The 16,076-nt window shown below is 71.5% G+C and carries 14 protein-coding genes (1 of these 14 only partly in view); 3 read left to right on the plus strand and 11 right to left on the minus strand.

Annotation, left to right across the window (positions count from 1 at the left end):
• Positions 1 to 49: the 3' end of a tryptophan--tRNA ligase gene (trpS, locus tag OG407_RS23345; protein WP_405860850.1), read on the plus strand. It extends 947 nt beyond the left edge of the window; only the last 49 of its 996 coding nucleotides appear in the window; its start codon lies beyond the left edge, outside the window; the stop codon is at positions 47 to 49.
• A gap of 45 nt (positions 50 to 94) precedes the next feature.
• On the opposite strand, the gene proC is transcribed toward trpS, so the two are convergent.
• The 6 genes from proC to OG407_RS23375 all read right to left on the minus strand — a co-directional run bounded on the left by proC (position 95) and on the right by OG407_RS23375 (position 6,140).
• Positions 95 to 904, minus strand: a complete 810-nt coding sequence (gene proC / locus OG407_RS23350) for a pyrroline-5-carboxylate reductase (RefSeq protein ID WP_033287344.1) — start codon at positions 902 to 904, stop codon at positions 95 to 97.
• Positions 905 to 991: 87 nt separating this feature from the next.
• Positions 992 to 1,795: an ABC transporter permease gene (locus OG407_RS23355; RefSeq protein ID WP_403605439.1), complete on the minus strand. Its 804-nt coding sequence runs from the start codon at positions 1,793 to 1,795 to the stop codon at positions 992 to 994.
• Positions 1,792 to 2,625 (minus strand): ABC transporter ATP-binding protein, encoded by an 834-nt coding sequence (locus tag OG407_RS23360; protein ID WP_405860852.1) that lies wholly within the window; start codon positions 2,623 to 2,625, stop codon positions 1,792 to 1,794. Before OG407_RS23360 ends, OG407_RS23355 begins: the two co-directional genes overlap by 4 nt.
• 824 nt (positions 2,626 to 3,449) lie before the next feature.
• Positions 3,450 to 4,232: a class I SAM-dependent methyltransferase gene (locus OG407_RS23365; protein WP_405860854.1), complete on the minus strand. Its 783-nt coding sequence runs from the start codon at positions 4,230 to 4,232 to the stop codon at positions 3,450 to 3,452.
• Positions 4,233 to 5,134: 902 nt separating this feature from the next.
• Complete coding sequence (locus tag OG407_RS23370; protein WP_405860856.1) at positions 5,135 to 5,665, minus strand: EamA/RhaT family transporter; 531 nt, start codon at positions 5,663 to 5,665, stop codon at positions 5,135 to 5,137.
• A gap of 151 nt (positions 5,666 to 5,816) precedes the next feature.
• A complete protein-coding gene (locus OG407_RS23375; protein WP_403605451.1) occupies positions 5,817 to 6,140 on the minus strand; it encodes an SH3 domain-containing protein in 324 nt (107 codons plus the stop codon).
• 182 nt (positions 6,141 to 6,322) lie between these two features.
• Here OG407_RS23375 and OG407_RS23380 point away from each other — a divergent pair, with 182 nt between their 5' ends.
• Positions 6,323 to 8,428 (plus strand): protein kinase domain-containing protein, encoded by a 2,106-nt coding sequence (locus OG407_RS23380; protein ID WP_405860858.1) that lies wholly within the window; start codon positions 6,323 to 6,325, stop codon positions 8,426 to 8,428.
• An 89-nt stretch (positions 8,429 to 8,517) separates the two neighbouring features.
• Here the strand turns inward: OG407_RS23380 and ilvD are convergent, their stop codons facing one another.
• From ilvD to OG407_RS23400, 4 genes are all read right to left on the minus strand, one after another.
• Positions 8,518 to 10,371: a dihydroxy-acid dehydratase gene (gene ilvD, locus OG407_RS23385; protein ID WP_405860860.1), complete on the minus strand. Its 1,854-nt coding sequence runs from the start codon at positions 10,369 to 10,371 to the stop codon at positions 8,518 to 8,520.
• A gap of 123 nt (positions 10,372 to 10,494) precedes the next feature.
• Positions 10,495 to 11,100 carry a TetR family transcriptional regulator gene (locus OG407_RS23390; protein WP_405860862.1) on the minus strand — a complete coding sequence of 202 codons (606 nt, stop codon included), beginning with the start codon at positions 11,098 to 11,100 and terminating at the stop codon, positions 10,495 to 10,497.
• Complete coding sequence (locus OG407_RS23395) at positions 11,097 to 11,921, minus strand: sugar phosphate isomerase/epimerase family protein (RefSeq protein ID WP_403605463.1); 825 nt, start codon at positions 11,919 to 11,921, stop codon at positions 11,097 to 11,099. Before OG407_RS23395 ends, OG407_RS23390 begins: the two co-directional genes overlap by 4 nt.
• 472 nt (positions 11,922 to 12,393) lie before the next feature.
• Entirely contained in the window at positions 12,394 to 13,326 is a 933-nt protein-coding gene (locus OG407_RS23400) for a Ppx/GppA family phosphatase (RefSeq protein ID WP_403605466.1), read from the minus strand.
• Between the two features lie 83 nt (positions 13,327 to 13,409).
• Here OG407_RS23400 and OG407_RS23405 point away from each other — a divergent pair, with 83 nt between their 5' ends.
• Entirely contained in the window at positions 13,410 to 14,267 is an 858-nt protein-coding gene (locus OG407_RS23405) for a hypothetical protein (RefSeq protein ID WP_405860865.1), read from the plus strand.
• Positions 14,268 to 14,277: 10 nt separating this feature from the next.
• Here the strand turns inward: OG407_RS23405 and OG407_RS23410 are convergent, their stop codons facing one another.
• Complete coding sequence (locus tag OG407_RS23410; protein WP_405860867.1) at positions 14,278 to 15,978, minus strand: BACON domain-containing protein; 1,701 nt, start codon at positions 15,976 to 15,978, stop codon at positions 14,278 to 14,280.
• Between the last annotated feature and the right edge of the window lie 98 nt (positions 15,979 to 16,076).

Genomic DNA, 16,076 nt, shown 5'->3' on the forward strand with positions numbered 1-16,076 from the left:
GCCGATGGTCGACAGCGCCTATCGGGCCATCGGGCTTCTGCCTGCGTAGCGGACCGGTGCCGCTGACCGGATAGCCAGCCAGCCATCTGTCTAGCTAGCTGTTTCCGGAGGCCAGTTCGCGGCTGCGGTCGCGGGCTGCCTCCAGGGCGGCGATGAGTGCGGCGCGTACGCCGTGGTTCTCCAGTTCGCGGATGGCGTTGATCGTCGTGCCGGCGGGCGAGGTGACGTTCTCGCGGAGCTTCACCGGGTGCTCGCCGCTGTCGCGGAGCATGACGGCGGCGCCGATCGCGGACTGGACGATGAGGTCGTGGGCCTTGTCGCGCGGCAGGCCGAGCAGGATGCCGGCGTCCGTCATGGCTTCGACCAGGTAGAAGAAGTACGCCGGGCCGGAGCCGGAGAGGGCGGTGCAGGCGTCCTGCTGCGACTCGGGGACGCGGAGCGTCTTGCCTACGGCGCCGAAGATCTCGTCGGCGTACGCGAGATGGGCCTCGGTGGCGTGGCTGCCGGCGGAGATGACGGACATGGCCTCGTCGACAAGGGCGGGGGTGTTGGTCATGACACGGACGACGGGGGTGCCTGCGGCCAGGCGCTCCTCGAAGAAGGAGGTGGGGATGCCGGCCGCGCCGCTGATGATCAGGCGGTCGGCGGGGAGGTGCGGGGCGAGTTCGTCGAGGAGGGTGCCCATGTCCTGCGGCTTGACCGTGAGGATCAGGGTGTCGGCGGTCTTCGCGGCCTCCGGGTTGGTGACCGGGGTGACTCCGTGGCGGGTGCGGAGTTCTTCGGCGCGCTCCGGGCGGCGGGCGGTGACCAGCAGGTCGGCCGGGGCCCAGCCCGCTCGGATCATTCCGCTGAGCAGGGCCTCACCGATCTTGCCGGTGCCGAGGACTGCGACTTTCTGGCTCATGGGCCCATCCTCGCACCGGCCGTGGGGAGGGGTGGTGGCTGTCCGGCTGGCGGAACGAGACGTCCGTACTCCTCGCTCCTCGCTCCTCTATGCCGTACGCCTTCTCAGGGTGGCCGCGCCCAGGCACAGCACCAGCAGCGCGCAGCCGGCCACGATCAGGGCGTCGCGTACGAAGGTGGCGGTCATGTCGGTGTGCTTGAGGACCTCGTTCATGCCGTCGACGGCGTACGACATGGGGAGGACGTCGGAGATGGCCTCCAGGGCGGGGTGCATGTCGGAGCGGGGAGTGAAGAGGCCGCAGAGGAGGAGTTGGGGGAAGATCACCGCCGGCATGAACTGGACGGCCTGGAACTCGGATGCCGCGAAGGCCGAGACGAAGAGCCCGAGGGCGGTGCCGAGCAGGGCGTCGAGGAGGGCGACCAGGAGAAGGAGCCAGGGGCTGCCTGTGACGTCGAGACCCAGGAACCAGACGGCGAGGCCCGTCGCCAGGGCGGACTGGATGATCGCGAGGATGCCGAAGGCGAGGGCGTAGCCGGCGATCAGGTCGCCCTTGCCCAGGGGCATCGCGAGGAGGCGTTCGAGGGTGCCGGAGGTGCGTTCGCGCAGGGTGGCGATGGACGTGACCAGGAACATCGTGATGAGGGGGAAGATGCCGAGGAGTGAGGCGCCGATGCTGTCGAAGGTGCGCGGGCTGCCGTCGAAGACGTAGCGCAGCAGGACGAGCATCACGCACGGGATGAGGATCAGCAGGGCGATCGTGCGGGGGTCGTGGCGGAGTTGGCGGAGGACCCTGGCGGCGGTGGCGGTCGTGCGGGAGGCGCTGAGGGCGCTGGTCGGTGCGGGGGTGCCGGTCGTCGTGGCGGCCGTGTTCGTGGCCGTGTTCGTGCTCATCGGGTCGTCTCCTTCTGGCGGGCGGTGGCTGCGGCCTCGTCGACCAGGTGCAGGAAGGCGGCTTCGACCGTGTCGGAGCCGGTGCTGGTGCGGAGGGCGTCCGGGGTGTCGTCGGCGAGGATCTCGCCCTCGCGCATGAGGAGGAGGCGGTGGCAGCGCTCGGCCTCGTCCATGACGTGGGAGGAGATGAGGAGGGTGGCGCCGCGGGAGGCGGCGATGTCGTGGAAGAGGGCCCAGAGGTCGCGGCGGAGTACGGGGTCCAGGCCGACGGTGGGTTCGTCGAGGACGAGGAGTTCCGGGGTGCCGAGGAGCGCGACCGCGAGGGAGACGCGGCTGCGTTGGCCGCCGGAGAGGTTGCCGGCGAGGGAGTCGGCGTGGGTGGTGAGGTCGACGTCGGTGATGGCGCGGGTGACCTCGTCGTGGCGGCGGGTGGCTGCGGTGCGGCCGGGGTCGAGGATCGCGGCGAAGTAGTCCAGATTCTGACGGACCGTCAAGTCATCGTAGGCGGAGGGGGCTTGGGTGACGTAACCGATGCGGGTGCGGAGGGTGGGGTGGCCTGCGGGGCGGCCGAGGACGTTCAGGGTGCCGGTGACCTTGGCCTGGGTGCCGACGATCGAGCGCATGAGCGTCGACTTGCCACAGCCGGAGGGGCCGAGCAGTCCGGTGATCTGGCCGCGCGGGACGGTGAAGTCGAGGGCGCGGAGGACGGTGCGGGGGCCGCGGGCGACGGTGAGGGCTTCGGCTTGGACGGCGGGTTCGCGGTCCGTGCCCAGTGGGGTGTCCGGTGCGGTGTCCGGTGACGCGGACGGGCCGGGGAGGTAATTCATCATGTGATGAATAATGCTCCGGTACGGCATGGCCGTCAAGCGGGTTCGGTGGTGTCGTGCGGTGAGTTTCGGTGGTGTCGTGCGGCGGGTTTCGCTGGTGTCGTGTGGTGGGTTCGGTGGTGCCGTCGCGCGGGCGCGGTGATGCCCCGCGGCGGGCGCATGGGGCGGCGCAGGCGCGTGGTGGCGTGATCGGAGTGGGGTGCTCCGGTTTGGAGGGGTGGGTTGCTGGGCGGGAGAGGGGACGGGGGCGGGCGCGAGGGCCGGAGCGGGGTGAGGGGGTAACGGCTGTGAGGGGGGCGTGAGTTGGGGAGTCGGCGGCTGTTGGGGCGTGGCGTGGGGAGTCGGTGGCCGTCGAGGGCGGGATGTGGTCGCCGTCGGGCGACTGCCAGGGCGTGACGCGGCGAGCGGTGGCTGGCGAGGGGTGAGGTGGGCTCAGCGGGGGCGGGGCGGGGGCGATATGTGGCGATTTGGTGGCTGCCGAGGGCGTGACGGGGTGAGGCGTGGTTGCCAGGTGGTGACGCGGTGAGCAGTGGCTGCCCGGGGGCGCGAGACGTGGTGAGTCGGGGGCTGCCGGAGGCATGACGGGGTGAGGGGTGGCGCCCAGGGGCGTCACGCGGTGAACGGAGGCGGCGGGGACGGGGAGCGGTGGCTGCCAGGGGCGTCACGCGGTGGGCAGTGGCTGCCCCAGGGGCGCGAGACGTGGTGAGTCAGGGGCTGCCGGAGGCATGACGGAGTGAGGGGTGACACCCAAAGGCGTGACGCGGTGAACGGAGGCGGCGGGGGCCGTTGGCTGCCGGGGGCGACGTGTCGGGGTGGCCCTCAGGGGGTCATGGCGTGAGGGCTACGACGAGTTCCACGACGTAGGTCTCCTCCACGATCTCGTCCGGGAAGACCGTGCGCAGGTGGTCCCGTTCCTCGGTCAGGAAGGCGTCCGCGCTGGCCTTGTCGTGGACCAGGAAGGCCGAGTGGCTGCCGATGTTGGCCAGGTGGGTGTCGATCGGGATGCGGCGGCTCCAGCGGACCTTGCGGTGGGCGAAGTCGAGTCGGCCGGTGGGGTCGGCGAGGGCGGAACGTACGCCGCTGCCGTTCTGCTCCACGACGCGGTCGATGCCGAAGTGGATCCTGATGCGTTCCGACTGCTCGGAGATCCACGGGATGTCGAGGGCGTGGGTGTTCCACCACAGCGTCAGCGCGCCGCCCGGGCGCAGTACGCGGAGCGCTTCCGGGACCGAGCGGGTGGGGTCGGTCCAGTGCCAGGCCTGGGCGTAGGTGAGGAAGTCGACGGCGTGGTCGGTGAGGGGGAGGGCATTGCCGTTGCCCCGGACGATCGGGACGTCGGGGAGGGTTCGGCGGAACTGGGCCGCCATGCCGTCGCCGGGTTCGATCGCGACGACCTCGGCGCCGCGGGCGTGCAGCAGGGCTGTCGCGATGCCGGTGCCCGCGCCGACGTCTGCGACGCGGGCGCCGGTGAGGGGGTGGCCGGCGAGTTCCTCGATCGCGTCGAAGAGGGCGGGTGGGTAGGAGGGGCGGTTCTCGGCGTACTGGGCTGCGGCGGCGTTGAAGGAGTGGGCGCGGGTGGTGGGTGAGGGGGGATTGGGAGACGTGGTCATACGGCCATGGTTACTGGGGTCGGTGCGGGGTGCAGGTGGTTTTTGGTGAGAAATGGGGTTGGGGGTGGGAGGAGAGCAGGCGGGGTGGTGGGGTGGGGGTGGTTCGGCGGTCCGGTTGAGCAGCTCGGTCTGGTGGAGCAGTTCGGTTCGGTGGAACGGCTTGGTTCCGTGGAACGGCGTGGTTCGGGTGGGGTGGGGACGGTAGCGGGGCTTTGGTAGGGACTCGTGGGTCGGGGTCGTGGCGGTACGGCGAGCGCGCCGCCTGTTGCGCCCCACTGGTGTTGCCACAGTGGAACGGGTTGGTGCCGGGTACGCGGCGGGCTGCGCCGTACCGCCACGACCCGCTCCCGTTTCGTCGGCGGCTACGGGCGAGTGGGGCGAGTGCCCGGAGTACCCGGAGTACCTCGAAGCGTTATGCCCGGGGGGCGTGGCTGTTCCGGCCGAAGTCACGCGGGCCCGGGGTGTCCGTGTCCAAGGGGCCAGGGAGTGGGCAGCCTGCGCGCGCTAGCCGTGTGTGTCCAGAGGACGTAGGCCCCCGGGGCGGGGCGACCGAGACCATGCGCCCGGCGCGCCGCGAGCCATGCGCGCTCAGGAAATCGCGCAGCGCAGGAAGCCACCGTTACCCGCAGAGCCGCGAGTTGCGGTGAGCCGTGCGTGCCCAGGGAATCGCCGCTACCCGCAGAGCCGCGGGCTGCCGTACGGCCGACTCCCACGCGCCCGAAGTTCCGGGTACCCCAAGAGTTCCGCGTGCCCGGAGAACTGCCCGTACCCGAAGAGTTCCGGGTACCCGGAGGGCTGCCCGTACCTGAAGAGCTGCCCGCGCCTGGAGAGTTACCCGCGCCCGAAGACCTGCCCGTGCCCAGAGCCTCGCCCCGTAGCTCCCTCGGAACCCCTGCCCCGCCTCAGGCCCCGCGCCGCTTCTTCGACGGGTTGCGGGTGCGGCGGGATGTGCGCTTCTCGTACTGGGTCACGGCGGTCTCGTACTCCTGGCGGTGGAGTTTCTCGCCGGGGGCCTCTACCAGGGAGCGGGCGAAGTAGGCGAGGAGGGAGCCTACGAAGCCGATGGCCAGGAGGCCTCGGAGGGAGGCCTGGCGGTCGGGGTCGGGGCGTTTTTTGAAGGATTCCCAGGTGTGGCCGAAGGCGAGGGCGCTGCAGATCGCGAACATCACGATGACGAGGAGGGTGACGAAGCTGCCCACGTTGGCGATCTGGATGCCCTGGTAGGCGAAGCGGAGGATCAGGCAGGCGGCGGCTGCGGCGGCGAGGGAGCCGGCGGCCGTGGCGACGCGGCGTGCGGTGTAGCCGTCGTCGTGGTTCACCCAGGTGGTGCCGAAGAAGCGGAGGGGCTCGGGGCGGGGGCCTGTGGCCGTGGCCGTGCCTTCGCCTGGGGAGCCCGCGGGGGTGTCCTGGGTGCCGGTCGTCTCGTCGTTCACGGGACGATTATGGCTCCGAGGGTGGCCGCGGGCTCCGTTGGGGCTCAGGCGGGACGGGACGCTACGTAGCCGTCGCTACCGGTGTTCACGTACGCGTCCGCGATGAACTCACCGTTGCGGATGGTGACGGTGACAGTGACGGTGACCGCGGTCAGGAGCAGTGCGGGCGGACGTAGCCGTCGCTGCCCGTGTTCACGTACGCGTCGGAGATGTACTCGCCGTCGTCGATGTTGTCCCAGATGTTCGTCGTGCCGTAGTAGCCCGTCACCGTGGTGCCCGGCGTCTGGCAGTAGATCGGGACCTGGGAGCCCTCGGCCAGGACGCGGACGATGGTGTAGCCGGTGCCGGGGCCGCTGCGGACGTTGACGCGGGTGCCGGGTGCGATCGAGTAGTAGTGCAGCGCGGCTGCCGCGGTCGCCGCCGTGGTGACGGCTTCCGTGGTGCCCTCACCCTCTTCAATACGGTCAACAGACATGAAAAGCCTCCCCCGTTGGACCCCATGACTGCCATGGGGTCCCGTTCATTCCCCTAAAACACGCCATGAAACATATGTGCGCACCTCGCGCCCGAAGGCTGGCGAGCCACCTCTGTCCCGTAAGGGTCATCGACTAGGCTCCGTGCGTCGCGCGCGCGGACGATCAGCACGGGGGTGGTTCCATGGCGCCACAGCGCAACACCGGAGCGGGCGCGGAAGCGGAACTTCCCGAGTACGCCGGTCACTACCGTCTGGAGTCCTGCCTGGGCTCCGGCGGCATGGGCGTGGTGCATCTGGCGCAGAGCACCTCCGGGATGAAGGTCGCCGTGAAGGTCGTCCACGCGGAGTTCGCCCAGGACCCCGAGTTCAGGGGGCGGTTCCGGCAGGAGGTGGCGGCGGCCCGGCGGGTGAGCGGGGCCTTCACCGCGCCGGTGGTGGATGCCGACCCGGAGGCCGAACGGCCTTGGATGGCAACGTCGTTCATCCCGGGGCCGACGCTCTCCGAGCATGTGAAGCGGAACGGGCCCATGGCGCCCGGCGAGCTGCGCCGGCTGATGGCTGGACTGGCCGAGGCGCTGCGCGACATCCACCGCGTCGGCGTCGTACACAGAGATCTCAAGCCGAGCAACGTGCTGCTCGCCGAGGACGGGCCGAAGGTCATCGACTTCGGCATCTCTCGGCCAAAGGACAGCGAACTGCGTACCGAGACGGGCAAGTTGATCGGCACACCGCCGTTCATGGCACCCGAGCAGTTCCGGCGTCCGCGGGAAGTGGGTCCGGCCGCCGACATCTTCGCGCTCGGGTCCGTACTGGTGCACGCGGCGACGGGGCGCGGGCCGTTCGACTCCGACAGCCCGTACGTCGTCGCCTATCAAGTCGTCCATGACGAGCCGGACTTGGCCGGGCTGCCGGAGAACATCGCGCCGCTGGTGCTGCGTTGCCTCGCCAAGGAGCCCGAGGACCGGCCCACGCCCGACGAGCTGATGCGTGAACTCCGGTCCGTGTCGGCCTCGTACGACACGCAGGCGTACATACCGGCACAGCGGGCGAGTGTCGCGCCGCTGCCGGAGCACCGTACGGACGAGCCCGAACAGTCCGAACGGCCGCGCGGGCGGCGGCTGTTGGGCAAACGGTTCGCCCTCGGCGCGGGAGCGCTCGGCCTGGCCGCGATCGGCACGCTCGCCGCGCTCCAGTTGACCGACGAAGGCGAGGCGACGGCGAAGAGCACCACCCCGCACACCACGCCCAGCACCGGGTTCGGCGAGTGGAAGGCGACGCCGGTCTCCAGGAAGAGCACGCCCCAATGTTCGTACGGGGCAGGGAAGTTGCTCTGCGCGCAGCCCGGGGTGGTGTTCGCGCTGGACCCGTCCGACGGCCGTGAGCTGTGGCGGCACTCCGTCGTGACGACGCACCGCAGCGGGCCGCCGGTCCTCTCGGGCGGCCTGGTACAGCCCTCGTTGGACACCGGCCGGCGTCTGGAGGCGCTCGATCCCGCCTCGGGCAAGGTGCGTTGGCAGAGGACCGTCCCCGCGTACACCGGGCTCACGGACGCCGGCGGCATGCTCCTGCTCACCCACGCGGACGGGACGGTCACCGGCGTGGACGGCGCCTCGGGCGCCACGACGTGGAGCCACCGGATCCCGGGTCAACAGGCGCCGTACTTCACCTCGTTCGCCGGGGACACGACGGCGTACGCGACGAACACCTCGGACGACGGGACGACAACCCGCGTGACCGCGGTCGATCCGGAGACGGGCGCGGTGCGCTGGGACGCGCGGCTGAAGGGGTCGTTGAAGCCCGTCGGCGCGGCGGGCGGGTCCGTGTATCTCCTCTCGGTCGACGCCGTCTACGGGGCCACGGAGGCCGTGGTCCGCTACACCCCGGACACCGGGGCCACGCGGCGCGTGACGCTGTCCGTGCGAGTCGACCAGGCCCACGGAACCGTCCACGGGAACGTCGTCTACCTCATGGGGGCCGGCGGCTCGCTGAGGGCCGTGGACATGGCCGCGCGGAAGCAGTTGTGGAGCCTGGAGACGGCCGTGGCACGGAGTTCCGCGCCGGTCGCGGACGGACGGCAGGTGTACGTCTCCTCCGGCGACGGGCGGCTCCTCGCCGTGGACGCCCGCGCGGGACGACTCGTCGGGCAGACTCCCGCACGCCTCGACTCCAACTCCGACCGGGTCAGCGCGGCGCTGCCCGAACCCGTCGTAGCGAACGACCACGTCTACGCCGCCGCCCCCGACGGCACGGTCTTCGCCGTCAACTCCCTTGCTCCGGGCGCCTGGTAGCGGCCGTAAGCCCAGCAAGCCGAAGGGCCGTCCCACGAAGGGGGACGGCCCGAGGCCCAACGAGCTGCGGTACTACAGGAGTTACGAACTCAGCCCAGCTTGCTGACGTCCCGCACCGCTCCCCGGTCCGCGCTGGTGGCCATCGCCGCGTACGCGCGCAGCGCCGCCGACACCTTCCGCTCGCGCTGCTTCGGGGCGTACTGCCCGTCCAGCGCGGCCTCGCGGCGGGCCAACTCGGCGTCGTCGACGAGGAGTTCGATGGTGCGGTTCGGGATGTCGATGCGGATGCGGTCGCCGTTCTCGACGAGGGCGATCGTGCCGCCGGACGCCGCCTCGGGGGACGCGTGGCCGATGGACAGGCCCGAAGTGCCGCCGGAGAAGCGGCCGTCGGTGATCAGTGCGCAGGTCTTGCCGAGGCCGCGGCCCTTGAGGAAGGACGTCGGGTAGAGCATCTCCTGCATGCCGGGGCCGCCCTTGGGGCCCTCGTAGCGGATGACGACGACATCGCCGTGCGTCACCTGTTTGTTGAGGATCTTCTCGACGGCTTCCTCCTGCGACTCGCAGACGACCGCCGGACCCTCGAAGGTCCAGATGGACTCGTCCACGCCCGCCGTCTTCACGACGCAGCCGTCGACGGCGAGGTTGCCCTTGAGGACCGCGAGGCCGCCGTCCTTGGAGTACGCGTGCTCGGCGGAGCGGATGCAGCCCTCGGCCGCGTCCTCGTCGAGGGCCTCCCAGCGCTCGGACTGGGAGAAGGCCTCGGAGGAGCGGACGCAGCCGGGCGCCGCGTGCCACAGTTCCACGGCCTCCGGGGAGGGCGAACCGCCGCGCACGTCCCACGTCTTGAGCCAGTCCGCGAGGGACGGGCTGTGGACGGAGTGGACGTCCTCGTTCAGCAGGCCCGCGCGGTGCAACTCGCCCAGCAGGGCCGGGATTCCGCCCGCGCGGTGGACGTCCTCCATGTAGTACGTGCGGTTCTTCGCGACGTTCGGGGCGACCTTCGCGAGGCACGGCACGCGGCGCGAGACGGCGTTGATCTCTTCCAGGCCGAACTGGACGCCACCCTCCTGCGCCGCGGCGAGGAGGTGCAGGATCGTGTTGGTGGAGCCGCCCATCGCGATGTCGAGGGCCATGGCGTTCTCGAAGGCCGCGAAGGTGGCGACGTTGCGCGGCAGGACCGTCTCGTCGTCCTGCTCGTAGTAGCGGCGGGTGATGTCCATCACCGTGCGGGCCGCGTCCTGGTACAGGCCCTTGCGGGCCGTGTGGGTCGCGAGGACCGAGCCGTTGCCCGGCAGCGACAGGCCGATGGCCTCCGTCAGGCAGTTCATCGAGTTGGCGGTGAACATGCCGGAACAGGAACCGCAGGTCGGACAGGCGTTCTCCTCGATGTTGAGGACGTCCGCGTCGGAGATGCTGTCGTTGGCGGCGTCGACCATCGCGTCGATCAGGTCCAGCGTGCGGACCGTGCCGTCCTGCAGCGTGGCGCGCCCGGCCTCCATGGGACCGCCGGAGACGAAGACCGTCGGGATGTTCAGGCGGAGTGCCGCCATGAGCATGCCGGGCGTGATCTTGTCGCAGTTGGAGATGCAGATCAGGGCGTCGGCGCAGTGCGCCTCGACCATGTACTCGACCGAGTCCGCGATCAGGTCGCGCGAGGGCAGGCTGTAGAGCATGCCGCCGTGGCCCATCGCGATGCCGTCGTCCACCGCGATGGTGTTGAACTCGCGCGGGATGCCGCCGGCCGCGGTGATCGCCTCGCTGACGATCCGGCCGACGGGCTGCAGGTGGGTGTGGCCGGGCACGAACTCCGTGAAGCTGTTCGCCACCGCGATGATCGGCTTCCGGCCGATGTCCGCACCGGGTACACCGGAGGCCCGCATAAGGGCGCGTGCGCCCGCCATGTTGCGGCCGTGGGTGACTGTACGGGACCTCAGCTCGGGCATCGTCGATCGCTCCTTCAGGCAGATAGGGCTGCTGACGAGCGTACGCCGGTCATCCAGGGGTCGGACACGGTGTCCGCATCCCGGGACGAATGTCTCACCACGGAGACAGGTCCGAAGACAGGTCTACGGCCCGGTCAGATGCCCCTGCACCACCGGCGCCACCCGCGCGATGATCTGCTCCAGGTCCGCCGAGGCGAGCGGTTCCACCTTGATCACGTACCTCAGCATCGCCGTACCCACGAGCTGCGCCGCCGCCAGCTCGGCGCGCAGTTCGGCGTCCGGGAGGTCGAGCTGGGCGGCGACCCGGCCCAGCACCTGGGAGACCACGAGCCGCCGGAAGACGGCCGCGGCGGCTTCGTTGTTGACGGCGGAACGGACGACCGCCAGCAGGGGCTTACGGGTGGCGGGGTTCTCCCAGACACCGAAGATGAAGCGGGTCAGCCGCTCGCCGACACCGTCCAGCGGCCCGTCGGCCACCGCCGCCGGCGCGTTCGTCGCCGGGGCGAAGGCGACCTCGATCGCCGCCTCGAAAACGTGCTCCTTGGTACCGAAGTAGTGGTGCACGAGCGCCGAGTCGACCCCGGCGGCCTTCGCGATCCCCCGCACGGACGTCTTCTCGAACCCCCGCTCGGAGAACTCCTCCCGGGCCGCGGTCAGAATGCGGTCGCGGGTGTCGGCGGACTCCGTACGAGGGGGCCGGCCCCGGCGCTTGGCGGTGGCGTCGGTCACCGCCGGGGCACCTTCACGGCCGAGGCCAGATGCAGCCGCGTGAAGGCGAGCGCCTCCGCGAGGTCGGCCTCGCGTTCGGCGCTGGACATCGCGCGCCGGGTGTTGACCTCGATGACGACATGGCCGTCGAAGCCGGTCGTCGCGAGCCGTTCCAGCAGCTCGGCGCAGGGCTGGGTGCCGCGGCCGGGGACGAGGTGCTCGTCCTTGTTGGAGCCGTTGCCGTCCGCGAGGTGGACATGGCCGAGACGGTCCCCCATGCGCTCGATCATCTCGGTCGCGTCGGTGCGGGCGGTCGCGGTGTGGCTGAGGTCGATCGTGAAGTGCCGGTAGTCCTCACGCGTGACGTCCCAGTCGGGGGCGTAGGCGAGCATCTCGCGGTCGCGGTAGCGCCACGGGTACATGTTCTCTACGGCGAACCGCACATCCGTCTCGTTCGCCATCCGCCAGATCCCGCTGACGAAGTCCCGCGCGTACTGGCGCTGCCAGCGGAACGGCGGATGCACCACGACCGTGCTCGCGCCGAGCTTCTCAGCGGCCGCCTGGGCGCGCTGGAGCTTGATCCACGGGTCGGTGGACCACACCCGCTGCGTGATGAGCAGGCAGGGCGCGTGCACGGCGAGGATCGGGACCTGGTGGTGGTCGCTGAGCCGGCGCAGCGCGTCGATGTCCTGGCTGACCGGGTCGGTCCACACCATGACCTCGACGCCGTCGTAGCCGAGGCGCGCGGCGATCTCGAAGGCCGTCGCCGTCGACTCCGGATACACGGACGCCGTGGACAGCGCGACCTTCGCATCCGGGATGCGCACGACTGGTTCTGCCACGGAGGACAGACTACGGGTCGGCGCTTTGCGCGAGGGAGCCGGTTGCTGTGGCCGAGCTGTGCGGGAGACGGCAACCGGCCATCTCCGGCGCGGGGCCGCGTTGTGGCGATACTTCATGCGGATTCGATACGTCCCGTACCGTGCGGGCGTTCAGTACGGCCGGGCTGTGCCATGTGCCGGGTCGACGTTCGGTGCGGGCACGCGCGTGTGCGGTACGGGGGGCGGTACGGGGGCAGTACCCGCGCGTGCGTCGCGGACGAGCGGGCGGCGGGCGGCGGGCGGCGCGGAAGGCCACGCGCGCGTGCACCCCGACTACATGCTCACGCCTCCGCTACGGCCACACACGCGGCCCCGACGAACAACGGCACGCGCCTGCGCCACCGGCAACGGCCGCGCGCGCGTACGTCACGAGCGGCCACGCGCGCGTGCACCGCGAACGGCAGCGCACACCCCTTCCCCAACGCACCCGCACCTACGCCGACGGCATCTGATCCAGCCGTCGCAAAATGACGCCCTCGCGCAGCGCCCAGGGGCAGACCTCCAGCGTCTCGACGCCGAAGAGGTCCATCGCGCCCTCGGCGACCATCGCGCCCGCCAGGAGCTGTTCGGCGCGGCCCTCGGAGACCCCGGGGAGGACGGCGCGCTGGGCGGTGGTCATCCCGGCCAGGCGCGGGACCCAGGCCTCCAGGGAGCCGCGCTTGAGCTCGCGCTGGACGTAGAGGCCGTCGGCGGAGCGGGCGGCGCCGGCCAGGCGGGCGAGCTGCTTGAAGGTCTTCGACGTGGCGACGACGTGGTCGGGGGCGCCGAAACGGCTGAACTCCCCCACCGTGCGGGCGATCTGGGCGCGCACATGGCGGCGCAGGGCCCTTATCGCGTCCGGTTCCGGCGGGTCGCCGGGGAGCCAGCCGGCGGTGAGGCGGCCCGCGCCGAGCGGCAGCGAGACGGCCGCGTCGGGCTCCTCGTCGATGCCGTACCCGATCTCCAGGGAGCCGCCGCCGATGTCGAGGACGAGCAGCTTGCCCGCGGACCAGCCGAACCAGCGGCGGACGGCGAGGAAGGTGAGCCGGGCCTCCTCGGCGCCGGTGAGGACCTGGAGTTCGACCCCGGTCTCGGTCTGCACGCGCGCGAGGACGTCGTCCGCGTTGCTGGCCTCGCGGACGGCGGAGGTGGCGAACGGGAGGAGTTCCTCGACGCCCTTGTCCTCGGCGGCCTGCAGCGCCTCCTGGACGACGCCGACGAGTTTGTCGATCCCCTCGGGGCCGATCGCCCCGTCCTCGTCGAGGAGTTGGGCAAGGCGGAGCTCCACCTTGTGCGAGTGCGCGGGCAGCGGGCGTGCGCCCGGGTGTGCGTCCACCACCAGCAGATGCACCGTGTTCGATCCCACGTCGAGGACACCGAGTCTCATGTACGGAACGCTACTGCCACCTGCGGCTACCTCGGTCCCCGGAGCGGTGTCTCGGGCCGTCCCGGGCGACTTACCCTGGACGCGTGCCAAAGACGAAAAAGGCGAAGAACGACAAGGCGGCCAAATCACCCGGCGATTCTTCGCCGGTGACGTCGGCCAAGCCCCCGAAGCCGTCGAAGAAGGCCCTGAAAGCCGACGAGAAGGGGCTCGACTTCGCGCGCGCGTGGGTGGAGTTCCCGGATCCGGCGGACGAGGAGCAGCTGTTCCGCTGCGATCTGACATGGCTGACCTCTCGCTGGAACTGCATCTTCGGAAGCGGCTGCCAGGGCATCCAGGCGGGCCGCGCGGACGACGGATGCTGCACCCTGGGCGCGCACTTCTCGGACAAGGACGACGAGAAACGGGTCGCCGGGCATGTGGCGAGGCTCACGCCCGACATCTGGCAGCACCACGACGAGGGCGTGGCGAACGGCTGGATCTCCAAGGACGAGGACGGCGACCGCCAGACGCGCCCCTTCCAGGGCTCGTGCATCTTCCAGAACCGCCCCGGTTTCGCCGGCGGCGCGGGCTGCTCGCTGCACATCCTGGCCGTCAAGGAGGGCCGCGAGCCCCTGGAGACCAAGCCGGACGTCTGCTGGCAGCTGCCGGTGCGGCGGACGTACGAGTGGATCGACCGCCCGGACGACACGCGCGTGCTCCAGGTGTCGATCGGCGAGTACGACCGCAGGGGCTGGGGTTCCGGCGGCCACGACCTGCACTGGTGGTGCACGTCGGCGACCTCGGCGCACGGCGCGGGCGACCCCGTCTACGTGTCCTACGGCCCGGAGCTGACCGAGCTGATGGGCAAGGCCGGCTACGGCCGTCTGGTCGAGCTGTGCGAGCAGCGCCTGGCCTCGCAACTCCCGCTGCTGGCACCGCATCCCGCGGACCCGGTCGCCTGAGGGACCGCGCCTAGGACGAACTCGGGTCGCCGCCGTCGGGCGGCGGCGTCGAGCCCCCCGGGTCGGCGGAGGACGAGTCCGTCGGGGTCGGGGTCGGGTCGGCGGACGTGGGCGGCGGGTCGCTCGGCGTGGGGTCGGTGGGTGCCGTGCTCGTGGGCGTCGGGTCCGGGCTCGACGAGGGCGGGTCGCCGGGGTCGGTCGGGTGCGTGGGGTCGCCCGGGTCGGTCGGGGTGGGCGCGGTGCCGTAGCCCTCGATCGAGACGATGGCTCCGGCCGGTGAGACGGCCACGCGCGCGGTCCAGTGGCCGGAGGGCTCGCGCAGATGGTCGACGTACACCTTGATCGTCAACGATTCGCCCGGGGCGAGGGTTCCCGAGGACTGGCTGAGGTAGAGCCAGGGTGCCGCGGTGGTCGCGGACCAGCGGACCGGGGCCGAGCCGGACGCGGTGAGGGTGATGAGCGTGGTGTCGCTGCTGTTGGCGGCCGAGACGGCGAGGTGACCGGCGCCCTTCTGGCCGGCGCCGGTGACGCTGATGACCTCTACGGAGACATCGTTCTTGCCGTTCTTGCCGTTCTTGCCGGGCCGTGGGCTGGTGCCGGCGTTGCCGGTGTTCTCGTAGCCGCCGCTCGCGACCTCGCCCTCCAGGCTGCCGGGTCCGTGCCGCTCGCTCGCGGTGACGGCCCGGCCCTCGGCGCCCTCGCCGGTCGGTGTGCCCCGGTAGGCGGCCCACAGGGCGAGGACGGGCGCCGCGATGACGGTGGCGACGACGGTCGTCGTGACGGCACGCGCGCGTAGGCGGTCTCTCCGGGCGGCACGGTCCTTCGGGTCCATCGGGAAACCGCGCCGGTCGAAGCGCGGCGCGGCGGCGCCACGCGCGCGTGGGAGATGCGCCATCGCGACATGCAGGTCCGCGCGGGGTGCCTCCAGGACGGGCAGTTCGGCGGGCGTGACACTCGCGCCGGGCCAGTTGCCGGGCACCGCGCGCTCGGCGGTACGGCGGCAGTGCGGGCAGTCGTCGACGTGCCGGACGAGTTCACGGCGCAGGGCGCTGCTGAGCACCAGCTGATGGTCACCGGTGAGGCGGGCGACGCTCGGACAGCTCCCGGTCTCGACGACGGCGAGGGCGGCACGCGTGCGTTCCACCTCGCAGGCCGCGGCCGCCAGCAGCTCCCGCGCACTGGCGAGGTCCATGCCGAGTACGGCGGCGACCTCGTGGGCGGCGAGCCGGTGGCGCACGGCGAGTTCGAGCGCCTCGCGCTGCTCCGGGCTGGTCCCGGCGGCCTCCGGCCAGGCGAGCAGGGCGAGTTCACGCCCCCGCCGCTCCCTCGACTCCTCGGAAACAGCGGGCTCCTCCACCTCGCCACGCCCCACCGCGTGCGTGCCCTGACGTTTCTGCTTGGCCTCGGCGAGCTTGCGCAGGCAGGCCCAGCGGGCCAGCGCGTACAGCCAGGCCCGACGGTCACCGGCCGTCTCCGGCACCCGCGCGCCCCGGCGTTCGGCCAGCGCGAGCACGTCCCCCAGGGCGGCGGTCGCCGCGTCGTGGTCGCAGAGCACGGACAGGCAGTACGTGAACAGGCCGTCCAGATACGGCTCGTAGCGCGCGGGCGGGCGCTGCGCCAGCGTGCGCGCCGCAGCGCGGTCACGCGCCTCCCGATGCGCCCGGTGTGCGCCGGTGGTGCGGGTCGAGGTCTCCGGACTGCTGCTCATCACCCGTGCGACCGTAGGCGGCGGGCGATGCCCCCTTCCGCCCCCTTGAGTACATTTAATCCGTACGGGTGAAACGATCCCTCAAAAGGGGACAGGCACCC

Origin of the sequence: Streptomyces sp. NBC_01515 (assembly GCF_045040345.1) — a bacterium.
Lineage (GTDB): Bacteria > Actinomycetota > Actinomycetes > Streptomycetales > Streptomycetaceae > Streptomyces.